Source organism: Achromobacter pestifer (assembly GCF_013267355.1).
Classification (GTDB): Bacteria; Pseudomonadota; Gammaproteobacteria; order Burkholderiales; family Burkholderiaceae_B; genus Achromobacter; species Achromobacter pestifer_A.
This window is the reverse complement of the sequence record NZ_CP053985.1, coordinates 594,116-606,444: the sequence shown is the minus strand read 5'-3', so window position 1 is coordinate 606,444 and position 12,329 is coordinate 594,116. Positions and strand designations below refer to the sequence as shown.

General features: G+C 66.8%; 11 protein-coding genes. All 11 read left to right on the top strand.

What is annotated here, in order from left to right:
* The first annotated feature begins 19 nt into the window (after window positions 1-19).
* The 11 genes from FOC84_RS03200 to FOC84_RS03155 all read left to right on the top strand — a co-directional run bounded on the left by FOC84_RS03200 (window position 20) and on the right by FOC84_RS03155 (window position 12,324).
* Window positions 20-4,003: a Pls/PosA family non-ribosomal peptide synthetase gene (locus FOC84_RS03200; protein ID WP_173143147.1), complete on the top strand. Its 3,984-nt coding sequence runs from the start codon at window positions 20-22 to the stop codon at window positions 4,001-4,003.
* Window positions 4,000-4,566 (top strand): hypothetical protein, encoded by a 567-nt coding sequence (locus FOC84_RS03195; protein WP_173143146.1) that lies wholly within the window; start codon window positions 4,000-4,002, stop codon window positions 4,564-4,566. The genes FOC84_RS03200 and FOC84_RS03195 overlap by 4 nt, the downstream gene beginning before the upstream one ends.
* Window positions 4,567-4,646: 80 nt before the next feature.
* Complete coding sequence (locus tag FOC84_RS03190) at window positions 4,647-5,249, top strand: DUF2889 domain-containing protein (protein WP_173143145.1); 603 nt, start codon at window positions 4,647-4,649, stop codon at window positions 5,247-5,249.
* Window positions 5,250-5,259: 10 nt separating this feature from the next.
* Entirely contained in the window at window positions 5,260-6,420 is a 1,161-nt protein-coding gene (gene sucC / locus FOC84_RS03185; protein ID WP_173143144.1) for an ADP-forming succinate--CoA ligase subunit beta, read from the top strand.
* 22 nt (window positions 6,421-6,442) lie between these two features.
* Entirely contained in the window at window positions 6,443-7,324 is an 882-nt protein-coding gene (sucD, locus tag FOC84_RS03180; RefSeq protein WP_013392545.1) for a succinate--CoA ligase subunit alpha, read from the top strand.
* 355 nt (window positions 7,325-7,679) lie between these two features.
* Window positions 7,680-8,378 carry a TerC family protein gene (locus FOC84_RS03175; RefSeq protein WP_173143143.1) on the top strand — a complete coding sequence of 233 codons (699 nt, stop codon included), beginning with the start codon at window positions 7,680-7,682 and terminating at the stop codon, window positions 8,376-8,378.
* A 112-nt stretch (window positions 8,379-8,490) separates the two neighbouring features.
* Window positions 8,491-9,210 (top strand): TerC family protein, encoded by a 720-nt coding sequence (locus FOC84_RS03170; protein ID WP_173143142.1) that lies wholly within the window; start codon window positions 8,491-8,493, stop codon window positions 9,208-9,210.
* The gene (locus FOC84_RS33470) at window positions 9,197-9,319 is read left to right on the top strand and encodes a hypothetical protein (protein ID WP_042792647.1); all 123 of its coding nucleotides are present in this window, start codon (window positions 9,197-9,199) and stop codon (window positions 9,317-9,319) included. Before FOC84_RS03170 ends, FOC84_RS33470 begins: the two co-directional genes overlap by 14 nt.
* 9 nt (window positions 9,320-9,328) lie before the next feature.
* Window positions 9,329-10,276, top strand: coding sequence for a hydroxymethylbilane synthase (gene hemC / locus FOC84_RS03165; protein WP_173143141.1), 948 nt, complete (start codon window positions 9,329-9,331; stop codon window positions 10,274-10,276).
* Window positions 10,276-11,094, top strand: coding sequence for a uroporphyrinogen-III synthase (locus FOC84_RS03160; RefSeq protein WP_173143140.1), 819 nt, complete (start codon window positions 10,276-10,278; stop codon window positions 11,092-11,094). Before hemC ends, FOC84_RS03160 begins: the two co-directional genes overlap by 1 nt.
* Before the next feature lie 36 nt (window positions 11,095-11,130).
* On the top strand, window positions 11,131-12,324 hold the full coding sequence (locus FOC84_RS03155) for a uroporphyrinogen-III C-methyltransferase (protein WP_173143139.1): 1,194 nt from the start codon (window positions 11,131-11,133) through the stop codon (window positions 12,322-12,324).
* Window positions 12,325-12,329 lie beyond the last annotated feature (5 nt).

The following is a 12,329-nucleotide window of genomic DNA, read 5'->3' as shown; positions in this document are numbered from 1 at the left end:
CTGGATCCTTGTCGTTCCTATGATTCTCCAAGGCCCCTGTCGGCCCGACCTGCTGCTTGCAGAGACGCTGCCCGACATTCTGGAAGCCACGATCCGCCGGCATCCCGCCGCCGTCGCCATTCATTGGCTGGATCACACCCTCACTTATGACATGCTCGGCCAGCGCGCCGACCTGGCCGCGCACCATCTGATCGAAGCGGGCGTGCGGCCCGGCGATATCGTCGGCCTGTGCCTGCCGCGCGGCGCCGACCTGCTGGTGATGCAGGCGGCCATCGCCAAAGCGGGCGCGGCCTGGCTGCCATTTGAATCCGACACGCCTGCGGACCGCATGCTGGTCTGCCTGCAGGACGCGGGAGCCCACGGACTGATCGCGGGCGCCGAGGTCCGGCTGGACGGCATGGAAACCTGGACCACCTGGGCGCTGTCGGAGCCGGTCGAAGGCGATTTGCGCAGGCGGGAAGGGCTGCTGCCCGAACATCCTGCTTATGTCATCTACACCTCGGGCTCCACCGGCAAGCCCAAGGGCGTGCCTATCAACCACGCCAGCATCTGCCACTTCCTGCGCAGCGAAAACGCAGTGCTGGGCGTGCGCCATGAAGACAAGGTCTACCAAGGCTTCTCGGTGGCCTTCGACATGTCGTTCGAAGAGATCTGGATCAGTTATCTGGTCGGCGCGTCCTTGTGGGTAGCGCCCAAGATGCTGACCACGGACCCGGAAGGCCTGCCTGACGCCCTGGTGCGTGAAAGCGTTACCGTGCTGCACGCGGTGCCGACCTTGCTGGCGCTGTTCGCGCGCGACGTGCCTGGACTGCGCATCGTCAATCTGGGCGGCGAGGTCTGTCCGGATTTCCTGGTGCCGCGCTGGGCTACGCCCGGCCGGCGCCTGTTCAACACCTACGGCCCCACCGAGACCACCGTGTCCGCCAGCCTGGCCGAACTGCTGCCCGGCCAGCCCGTGACCATAGGCGCGCCGCTGCCCAACTACGGCATGCTGGTGCGCGGCGAGGACGGCGCGGTGCTGCCGCAAGGGCAGGTGGGAGAGCTGTGCATCACCGGTCCTGGCGTGGCCGGCGGCTATCTGGGCCGGCCCGAGCTGACGGCCGAGAAATTCCTCGCCAATCCGCGCCCGTCCGGCGATCACGACACCCGCATGTACCGCAGCGGTGATCTGGCGCGCATCGACGAACACGGGCAGATCCATTGCCTGGGCCGCAGCGACGACCAGGTCAAGGTGCGGGGGTTCCGCGTCGAGCTTGGGGAAATCGAGGCCGCGCTTTACCGCCTGCCGGGCGTGGGCGCCGCTGCCGTGGTGCTGCGCGATCTGGCAGGCATCGAGCAGTTGGTGGCCTTCCTCAAGCCCGAGGGCGAGGCGCGGCTGGACCCGCATGCGATGCGCGCCGCGCTGGGCGCGGACTTACCCGCCTACATGATTCCGGCGCGCTTCGAACTGGTGGCCGAAGTGCCCCGCCTGACCTCGGGCAAGATCGACCGCAAGGCGTTGAAGGCGCGCGAGCTGGACGCCGTGTCCGAGCCCTGCGGTGACGACGACGTGCCCGTCACGCCAGGCGAGCTCGCCTTGTTCGACGCCCTGCGCCCTTTGTTTCCGGGGCAGCCGCTGCGGCTGGCCAGCGACTTCTTCCGCGACCTGGGCGGCCATTCGCTGCTGGCCGCGCGCCTGGTGTCGTCGTTGCGCAAGCATCCGCATTTTTCCGCGCTGACCATGCACGAGCTTTACCAGCATCCCGTGCTGGGAACCCTCGCGGCCCGGCTGGACGCGCTGGCCTCGGCCGAAAGCGCCGCGACCCAATCGGCAGTCGTCGCCGGGACCGGCGCTGATCCGGCGGCCGCGCCCGAGTGGCGCCGCTGGACCTGCGGCCTGGCGCAGCTGGCGGCGCTGCCGCTGCTGATCGGCGTGCGCATGCTGATCTGGCTGACGCCGTTCTTCACCTACCACTACTGGACGGGCGACGAGGGCGACTCCGTCTGGCGCGCGGTGGCGCTGTCCATCGCCAGCTATCTGGCCTGCAACCTGTTGAGCTTCGGCGTGGCCGTGGCCTGCAAGTGGGGCATCCTGGGCAGGCTCAAGCCCGGCCGCTACCCGCTGTATGGCTGGCTGTTCTACCGCTGGTGGCTGGTGGACCGGGTGATGGACATACCGCCCGCGCATCTGCTTGCCGGGTCGCCGCTGCAGATCTGGTACTTGCGGGCGCTGGGCGCGCGCATCGGCCGCGACGCCGCCATCAGCCGCATTTCCGTGCGCGCGCCCGACCTGTTGGCGGTCGGAAACGGCGTCAGCATCGGCGCGGCGGTGAACCTGGAGAACTTCGCGGTGCGTGGTGGGGAGTGGAGCGTGGCGCCGATCACGCTGGCGGACCGCGCCTACATCGGTTCCTATTCGGTGCTGCAGGGCGATGTGGCGATGGGCGAGGGCGCCCGGCTGGATGGCCTGTCTTCGCTGGCGCAGGGCGCGCGCGTGCCGCCAGGCCAGATCTGGAGCGGCGCGCCGGCGCGGCACGATCCGCAGGCCCGCGCGCCCGAGCTGCCGCCGCGGCCGCAGCGCCAGGGCATCTGGAGCCGGCTGGACTGCGTGGCCTACGCGGGCGGCGGCACGCTGATCGCCGCCTTGTTCTTCATGCCGGTGTTCCCGAGCTTCGTGCTGATCGACTGGATCGACGCGCGCTGGCTGGACTTGATGGGCGCGCGCGTGCCCTGGCCCCAAGCCTTCCTGAGCTATCTGCTGCTGGCCTTGCCCGCCAGCGCCCTGCTGCTGATGCTGACGGTGCTGGTATCCGCGCTGCTGCGCTGGACGCTGCTGCCCCGGCTGGCCAGCGGCCGCTGGCCCGTCTACGGCCAGATCTATCTGCGGCGCTGGCTGACCAACCAGATCCAGGAATCCAGCCTCAGCGTGCTGCACGGCCTGTACGCGTCGATCTATGCCGGCAACTGGTATCGCTTGCTGGGCGCGAAGGTCGGGCGCGGCACGGAAATCTCCACCGCCATGGGCGTGGTGCCCGACATGCTGACCCTGGGCCGCGACAGTTTCATCGCCGACGGCGTCATGCTGGGCGACGAGGAAATCGACGGCGGCTGGATGACGATGCGTCCCACCGTCATCGGCAACCGCAGTTTCGTCGGCAACGGCGCTTATGTCCCGGACGGCTCGGTGCTGCCCGACGAGGTGCTGATCGGCGTGCAGAGCCGCGCGCCGGCCAACGCCCGCATGGCCAGCGGCCAGACCTGGCTGGGCAATCCGCCGCTGGCGCTGCCGGCGCGCGAGCAGACCGCGGGCTTTCCGGCGCACTTGACCTTCCGCCCCAGCCTGGGCCGCAAGATCCTGCGCGGCGGCGTCGAGGGCATGCGCATGATCCTGCCGCTGGCCGTGGTGATCGCGGTGGGCTATCTGACCGTGATGAAGGTCATCCCCATGGCGGCGCGCGAAGGCTTCGTCTCCGCTTTCGATGAGCTGCTGCTGGCCGGCGTGCTGTACGGCGTCGGCGCCTTCCTGTTCCTGGTGGCGTTGAAGTGGGCGCTGATCGGCCGCTACCAGCCGCGCGCCGAGCCCATGTGGACGCCCTTCGTCTGGAAGAGCGAAGCCGTCACCAGCCTGTACGAGTCCATCGCGGTGCCTAATTTCTTCAATTTCCTGCGGGCCACGCCCTGGCTGCCGCTGGCCCTGCGCTGCATGGGCGCCCGCATCGGCAAACGCGTCTTCATGGACACCACCGACATCACCGAGTACGACTGCGTGTCGATCGGCGACGACGCCGTGCTGCACGCCTGGTCCGGGCCGCAGACCCATCTGTTCGAAGACCGGGTGATGAAGATCGGCATGGTCCGCATCGGCGACGCCGTCAATGTCGGGCCACGCAGCACCATCCTGTATGACACCCGGGTCGAAGCCGGCGCGCGGCTGGGGCCGCTGACGCTGGTGCTCAAGGGCGAGTCCATCCCTGCCGGGCAAGCCTGGATCGGCAGCCCGGCGACTCCGTGGACGCAAGGGTGACCGGGCCTCTGAGGCTGACCGGGGAGGGCGCCCCGGTCGAATTGTGGCTGCTGCACCTGCCGGTCTCCCGGCAGAGGCAGCGCCTGGCCGCCCGGGTTTGGCTGGCCGCGGAACTGGCGCGGCGCGATCCGCAAGCCGCTTCGGGCTGGACGGAAACGCCCCAGGGCCCGCGGATGCCCGCGGGCGCGCGCTGGAACAGTTCCTTCTCTTACTATGGCCCTTATATTCTTTGCGGCCTGTCCCGGCTGGGCCTGCCGGGCGTGGACCTGACTGGCGCGCAGGCCTGGGCGGGCGATGCGGACGTGATCAGCCTTTATTGCGGTCCGCATGCCGCCGCCGAGCTGGCTGTCAGTCCGCCAGCGGCGCGGGCGGACGCCTTCGCCCGCGCCTGGAGCGCGCTGGAGGCGCGCCTGAAAGCCTGCCGCCGGGGACTGGAGGAATACTCCCCGGAGCGCGAGCGGCGCCTGGCCGCCGCCCGCATCACCTGCCAGGTCCGGCACCAGGGCCTGTGGGCGGCCGCCGCCCTCTGCGGCGGCGCGTCAGGCGCTAGTCAGGGGGCTTGATCGCAGGCCGGCTGCGCTATACTTTGAAGGTTTTGTTGCCGCGCACCATGCGCAGGCATCTCGCCCCGCAGGCCCCCAGCATGCCCTTGCCACCGCCGGACTATCCTCGCCAACCATTGCACACGCGTTCCATACGCGTGCAGTCGTATGCGCGCGAGGACGGGCTCTGGGACCTGGAAGCCGAGCTGATCGACGTCAAGGCGTACGATTTCCCCAAGCGCGACGGCGAGATGTTCAAGGCCGGACAACCCATCCATCACATGCATCTGCGCATCACCATCGACGAGAACTTCTCGATCGTGGCGGCGCAGGCCGTCTATGACGCCGCTCCCTACGGCGAGCATTGCATGGCCATCGAACCGGCTTACACTGATCTGATCGGAATGAACCTGCTCAAGGGGTTCCGCGGGCAGGTCAAAGAGCGGTTCGGGCACGTGGAGGGCTGTACGCACATGACCGAGCTGTCGCAGGTGCTACCCACCGCGGCGGTGCAGACCATGGCCAACCGCCGGCGGCAGGAAAACAACCCGAACCGGCGTCCATTCCAATTGGACGGCTGCCACGCGCTAAGCACCAGCGGCCCGGTGGTGGCTGAGCACTATCCCAAGTGGTACACCGGGGGTAGCGCTGAGGCATCGGCCGATTCGTCCTCCGATTCATCTTCTTTTTCTCATACGTCCTGACAGGTAACACATGAAAATCCACGAGTATCAAGGCAAGGAACTGCTGAAGCAATTTGGCGTCCCCGTGCCGCGCGGGATTCCCGCTCTTTCCGTCGACGAGGCCGTGGCTGCCGCTGAAAAGCTGGGTGGACCGGTGTGGGTCGTCAAGGCACAAATTCACGCGGGCGGCCGCGGCAAGGGCGGCGGCGTGAAGCTGGCGCGCTCGCTGGACGACGTCCGCAAGCTGGCCTCGGAAATCCTGGGCATGCAGCTGATCACGCACCAGACCGGCCCGGAAGGCCAGAAGGTCCGTCGTCTGTACATCGAAGACGGCGCCGACATCCAGAAGGAATACTACGTGTCGCTGGTCACCGACCGCGCCACCCAGAAGGTCGCCTTCATCGCCTCCAGCGAAGGCGGCATGGACATCGAGGAAGTGGCCCACTCCACTCCCGAGAAGATCATCACCGAATACATCGACCCGCTGACCGGTCTGTCCGCCGAGCAAGCCACCAAGATCGCCAACGCGATCGGCCTGCCCGCTGATTCCACCGCCCAAGCCGTGGACGTGTTCCAGAAGCTCTACAAGTGCTACATGGACACCGACGCCTCCCTGGTCGAAATCAACCCGCTGAACCGCGACAGCAAGGGCAATATCATCGCCCTGGACGCCAAGTTCAACTTCGATCCCAACGCCCTGTTCCGCCACCCGGAACTCGTCGCCTACCGCGACCTGGACGAAGAAGATCCGGCTGAAATCGAAGCCAGCAAGTTCGACCTCGCCTACATCCAGCTCGACGGCAACATCGGCTGCCTGGTGAACGGCGCCGGCCTGGCCATGGCCACCATGGACACCATCAAGCTGTTCGGCGGCGAGCCGGCCAACTTCCTGGACGTCGGCGGCGGCGCCACGGCCGAGAAGGTCACGGAAGCCTTCAAGATCATGCTCAAGAACAAGAGCGTGAAGGCCATCCTGGTCAACATCTTCGGCGGCATCATGCGCTGCGACGTCATCGCCGAAGGCGTGATCGCTGCTTGCAAGGCCGTCAACCTGAACGTGCCGCTGGTCGTCCGCATGAAGGGCACCAACGAAGAACTCGGCAAGAAGATGCTGGCTGACTCCGGTCTGCCGATCATCAGCGCCGACACGATGGCCGAAGCCGCCACCCGCGTCGTAGCCGCCGTCAAGTAAAGAAAAATCCAAGGATTCACAAATGTCGATTCTGATCAACAAGGACACCAAGGTCATTACCCAGGGCATCACGGGTAAGACGGGGCAGTTCCACACCCGCATGTGCCGTGAGTACGCCAATGGCAAAGCCGCCTTCGTGGCCGGCGTGAACCCCAAGAAGGCGGGTGAAGACTTCGAAGGCGTGCCGATTTTCGCTTCGGTGAAGGACGCCAAGGCTGACACCGGCGCCACCGTGTCCGTCATTTACGTGCCGCCCGCGGGCGCCGCCGCCGCCATCTGGGAAGCCGTCGAGGCCGAACTGGATCTGGTGATCTGCATCACCGAAGGCATCCCGGTCCGCGACATGCTGGAAGTCAAGAACCGCATGAAGGCCAAGGGCAGCAAGACCCTGCTGCTGGGTCCGAACTGCCCGGGTCTGATCACGCCCGACGAAATCAAGATCGGCATCATGCCCGGTCACATCCACCGCAAGGGCCGCATCGGCATCGTCAGCCGTTCGGGCACCCTGACGTACGAAGCCGTGGCGCAAGTCACCGAGCTGGGCCTGGGTCAATCCAGCGCCGTCGGCATCGGTGGCGACCCCATCAACGGCCTGAAGCACGTCGACGTGCTGAAGATGTTCAATGACGATCCCGACACCGACGCCGTCATCATGATCGGCGAAATCGGCGGTCCGGACGAAGTCAACGCCGCCGAGTGGGCCAAGGACAACATGAAGAAGCCGGTCGTCGGCTTCATCGCCGGTGTCACCGCTCCTCCCGGAAAGCGCATGGGCCACGCCGGCGCGCTGATCTCCGGCGGCGCCGACACTGCCGACGCCAAGCTGGAAGTCATGGAAGCCTGCGGCATCCGCACCACGCGCAACCCCTCCGAAATGGGCAAGCTGCTCAAGTCGGTGCTGTAAAAAACGCCTGGCCCGGTGTCCGGACGCGGCTAGCGTCCGGCGCCCGCGGCCTGCTGGCGGAAGCCCTGTCCTGGCGTCAAACCCCTGATTTCCAGCGATAGGCATTCGCCATCCCAAGCCCGCCACGGCGGGCTTTTTTTCGCCTTTTTTTCGTAATCCTAGGGAAATCCCGTGTCCATGACGCGGCCGGGCAAACATACGGAAAGCTGAACGAAACTATAATGAAAGAAATTCTGCACGTACCCAGCAAGAATGCCGTCGGGCTCGCACCAAGACGGCCAGTACGTTTTTTTCGTCTTATTTCACCCATTCATTTGGTTTTGTCCTAGGGGGATCACACCTAGGAAAGAGAGGCATGGAATTCAGTTCAGCGGCATTCTGGATAGCGTTGCTCCAGATCATTTGGGTCAACATTCTGCTATCGGGCGACAACGCCGTGGTTATTGCGCTGGCGGCGCGTTCGCTGCCTCCGGCCCAACAGAAAAAAGCGATCGTGGTCGGCTCCGCCGCGGCGATCATCATGCGTATCGTGCTGACGCTGGTAGCGGCCACGCTGTTGCTGCTGCCGTGGCTCAAGCTCATCGGCGCGCTGCTTCTGGTCTACATCGGCGTGACGCTGCTGTTGCCGGAAGGCGAGGAAGACGGCGCGGGCAAGACGCAAGGCAATCTGCTGACCGCAATCCGCACGATCATGATTGCCGACCTGGTCATGAGCCTGGACAATGTGGTGGCCGTGGCTGCCGCGGCCATGGGCGATACGACCTTGCTGGTGTTGGGCCTGGCCATCAGTATTCCGCTGGTCATCTTCGGCAGCACGCTGCTTCTGAAGGTCATCGAGCGCTTCCCGGTTATCGTCTGGGTGGGCGCGGCGCTGCTGGGTTTCATCGCCGGCGAACTGCTGGTGGGCGATCCGGCCTTGCAGGAACCCGTGGCGCGTATCGACGCGGCCCTGGGGATCACGCAGCACAGCTTTGCGCTGATGACGGGCGTGCTGGGCGCCGTGCTGGTGCTGGCTATCGGCAAAGTTTTGCTGCTGCGCCAGAAAGCTGACTGAAAGCTGAATTATACTAATAAGTTGTACTGAATAAGCTCGCCGCGCCCTGCGCGGCGAGCCATGCCGGACCGGGACCGGCCACTCTTTTCATAAATGCCTTCGGGGGTTCATAGTGCTTGAGTTTTTACAGACGCTGAGTTGGACAGCGGTATTCCAGATCATCCTCATCGACATCCTGCTCGGCGGCGACAACGCGGTCGTGATCGCGCTGGCCTGCCGCAATCTGGCGCCCAAGCAGCGCATGCAAGGCATTCTGTGGGGTACCGCGGGCGCCATCATCCTGCGCGTGGTCCTGATCGCCTTCGCCCTGACCCTGCTGTCGATTCCCTTCCTGAAGGTCGTGGGCGGCCTGCTGCTGGTCTGGATCGGCGTCAAGCTCCTGATTCCCGAGGACGATGCCCATGGCAACGTGAAGGGCGGCACATCCATCGCCGCCGCGATCAAGACCATCATCATCGCCGACTTCGTGATGAGCCTGGACAACGTGATCGCCATTGCCGGCGCGGCCCAGAACGCCCATGCCGACCATCAGATCGGCCTGGTCGCCTTCGGCCTGATCGTCAGCGTGCCGATCATCATCTGGGGCAGCACCCTGGTGCTCAAGCTCATTGACCGCTATCCGCTGGTGATTACGTTGGGCGCGGCCTTGCTGGGCTGGATCGCGGGCGGAATGCTGATCACCGACGTGGTTGTCGAGCGTCAATTCGGCGTTCAGCCCACTGCGGTTAAAATTGGCGCAGAAATCATTGGCGCCTTGCTGGTTGTTGTCCTTGGACGGTGGCTGGCAAGCCGCAAAACCGCTTCCAAGGAATCAGCACATGAGTCTGCGTAGATCCACCGACCCCCAGCAATCCGAATCGGGCCTGAGCCTCCTTCAGGGCCTTTTCGTGCTGGCCATCCTCGGGGTGGTCGCGACGGTCATCGTCTCCAATTTCGTTTGATGCCGTCTCGTGTCTCTACCGCAACGCCTGGTCATTGCGACCCGCGCCAGCCGGCTTGCCCTGTGGCAAGCCGAGCATGTGCGCGACCGGCTGCGCACGCTGTACCCGGCGTGCGCGGTTGAGCTGCTCACCCTGACGACCCGAGGCGATCAGATCCTCGACCGCACGCTCTCCAAGGTGGGCGGCAAGGGTCTGTTCGTCAAGGAACTCGAAAACGCGCTGCTCGACGGGCGCGCCGATCTGGCCGTGCACTCCTTGAAGGACGTGCCGGTCGATCTGCAGGCCCCGTTCGAGCTTTGCGCCGTCCTCGATCGCGCGGATCCGCGCGATGCCTTCGTCTCCAATACCCATGACTCGCTGGCCGACCTGCCGGCGGGCGCCGTCGTCGGCACCTCCAGCCTGCGCCGCGAATCGCAGATCCGCGCGCGCTATCCCGAGCTGGTCGTGAAGCCGCTGCGCGGCAATCTCGACACCCGCCTGGGCAAGCTGGACAAGGGCGAATACGACGCCATCGTGCTGGCCGCTGCCGGTCTGGAGCGTTTGGGCCTGAGCTCGCGCATCCGCGGCCTGCTCGAACCTGAAGACAGCCTGCCGGCAGCCGGGCAGGGCGCTTTGGGCATCGAGATCCGCGATGATCGCGACGACATGCGAGCCTGGCTGGCGCCGCTGGTCAGCGCCGACACCACGTCCTGTGTGGTGGCCGAGCGCGCCGTGTCCCGCAAGCTGGGCGGATCCTGCCAGGTGCCCCTGGCGGCGTATGCCGAGATTGCCGGCGACACCCTGTCGCTGCGCGCGCTGGTGGCGTCGCCCGACGGCGTGCGCATGGTCCGTGCGGCCCGTAGCGGCCCCGTGGCCGAGGCCCAGGCCATCGGCGAGGCCGCGGCTCAGGCGCTGCTGGACGCGGGCGCACAGGACATCCTGCGCGAACTGCTGCAAGACCCGCCCAGGCCCGACTGATGGCCATGGCGTCCGCAGCCGCTGAACTGCCGCGGGTCGCCATCTTGACGCGGCCCGACGGCCGCAACGAGGCCCTGGCAGGCCGCCTGCTGGGCGCCGGCTGGACGCCCTGCATTCTTCCCGCCCTGGAAATCCAGGCCTTGCCCGCCGTCGCGGGTGGGCCGCCGCGCCCCGCCGACTACGACATGGTCGTGTTCGTCAGCGGCAACGCGGCCAAGTTGTACCTGGAGCAGTGGGCGCTGGCGGACGGACCGGCGTCCTGGCCGGCCGGCGTCATCGCCGCGACCGTCGGGCCGGCCAGCGCTCAGGCCTTGCGCCTATCCCCATGCTTTGGCGCGAATACAACAGTCTTGCATCCTCCCGAAAGCGCGCCCAGTCACGATTCCGAGGCGCTCTGGGAGGTCTTGCGGCAACTGCCGCAGTTGCCCGCCCGCGTGCTGTTGGTGCGCGGCACGCAGGGCAGGGACTGGCTGGGCGACAAGCTCGAGGCGCACGGCGCGGCCGTGATGCGCCATGCCGCCTACCTGCGGCGCCCCGCGAGCTGGGATTCCGATCAACTCGCCAGCCTGCGGCGCTGGGCGGGAGCCGGCGTGCCGGCCACCTGGCTGATCACCAGCGGCGAGGGCGCGGATGCGCTGCGGGCAGGCCTGGAGGCCGCTGGCCTGGCGGACTGGTGGGCGCGGTGCCACTTCGTGCTGACGCATCCCTCCCTGGAGCGCCGCGTGCCACAGGTTTGTCATGAAGGCGGGGCGCGGCCGGTGGTAAAAATCTGCTTGCCCAACGACGAGTCGATATTCCAGGCTTTTGTTGCTGCCTGATTCGTTGCATCGGCTGACACCGAATACAATCGCGTCATGACAGACAAGACTCCCGCTACCGATCCGGTCGTTCCGACGGCCGCTCCGGGCGCAAGCGCGCCCGCATCGGCCCCGGCCGATTCCGTCAAGGCCCGCCCGGCCAAGCGCGGCAGTGGCCCCCTGGTCCCCGCCCTCATCATTCTCATCCTGTTGGCCGCCGGCCTGGGTTACGCCCTCTGGATGCAGCGCACCCAGTTCGTGTCCGCCGGCCGCGAGGTCGCCACGCGTCTCGAAACGCTGACCGCCGACCTGGCGCAGGCCCGCAAGGACACCCGCGAGGCCCTGGCCCTGGCGCAAGCCCAGGCTGGCCGCGTCGGCGAACTCGAAGACACCGTGCGTGAAACGCAAAGCCAGTACAGCGCCCTGCAGTTGGCCTGGCAGAACTTCAACGACAGCGCCAGCGACGAACTGCTTGCCAATGACGTCGAGCGCCTGCTGACCATCGCCAACCAGCAGCTGCGCCTGGCCGGCAATGTCTCCAACGCGATCGTGGCGCTGGAAACGGCGCAATCGCGCCTGGCGCGCGCCGACCGCCCGCGCTTCTCCAGCCTGCAACAAGCCATCAACGGCGACCTGGACCGCCTGCGCGCCGTGTCCACCGTGGATATCCCCGCCCAATCGGCACGCATCGACCGCCTGGTGGCGTTGATCGGCAAGGCGCCGCTGCTGGTGCCGGATGCCGCCGCGCCGGGCGTGGCGCCTGCCGGGGAGAGCGCTCCCGCGGCCGCGCCGACCCCTGCGGTCGACCCGCTGGCTGGCTTGCCGGCCGATGCTCCCTGGTGGCAGCGCTGGCGCGCCGAGATGGCTTCCTGGCCCGGCCGCGCGGGCACTGCGCTGGCCCATGAACTGGGCGGCTTGATCACGATCCAGCGCGTGGACGAACCTGCCGCCTTGCTGCTGTCGCCCGATCAGGCAGACCAGGTGCGCGGCACGCTGCGCCAGCGCCTGTTGACTGCGCAACTGGCCATGCTGATGCGCCAGCCCGCCGTCTGGAAGAGCGAACTCGACAACGTCGGCGTCACGCTCGCCAAGTATTTCGACAGCCGTTCCCCCGACACCATCGCCGCCCAGACGCTGGCGCGCGAACTGGCGCAGACCGACATCGCCGTGCGCATGCCGGAAGTGGCCGACAGCCTGAATGCCGTGGCTGCGCTGCGCGCCGCGGGCTTCAAGACCAGCGGACAGGACTGAGTCTT

Coding starts and splice junctions, on each gene's coding strand:
- sucD (WP_013392545.1), top strand. CDS start 6,443: ATGTCGATTCTGATCAACAAGGACACCAAGGTCATTACCCAGGGCATC.
- FOC84_RS03175 (WP_173143143.1), top strand. CDS start 7,680: ATGGAATTCAGTTCAGCGGCATTCTGGATAGCGTTGCTCCAGATCATT.
- FOC84_RS03190 (WP_173143145.1), top strand. CDS start 4,647: ATGCCCTTGCCACCGCCGGACTATCCTCGCCAACCATTGCACACGCGT.
- FOC84_RS33470 (WP_042792647.1), top strand. CDS start 9,197: ATGAGTCTGCGTAGATCCACCGACCCCCAGCAATCCGAATCGGGCCTG.
- FOC84_RS03200 (WP_173143147.1), top strand. CDS start 20: ATGATTCTCCAAGGCCCCTGTCGGCCCGACCTGCTGCTTGCAGAGACG.
- sucC (WP_173143144.1), top strand. CDS start 5,260: ATGAAAATCCACGAGTATCAAGGCAAGGAACTGCTGAAGCAATTTGGC.
- FOC84_RS03160 (WP_173143140.1), top strand. CDS start 10,276: ATGGCCATGGCGTCCGCAGCCGCTGAACTGCCGCGGGTCGCCATCTTG.
- FOC84_RS03155 (WP_173143139.1), top strand. CDS start 11,131: ATGACAGACAAGACTCCCGCTACCGATCCGGTCGTTCCGACGGCCGCT.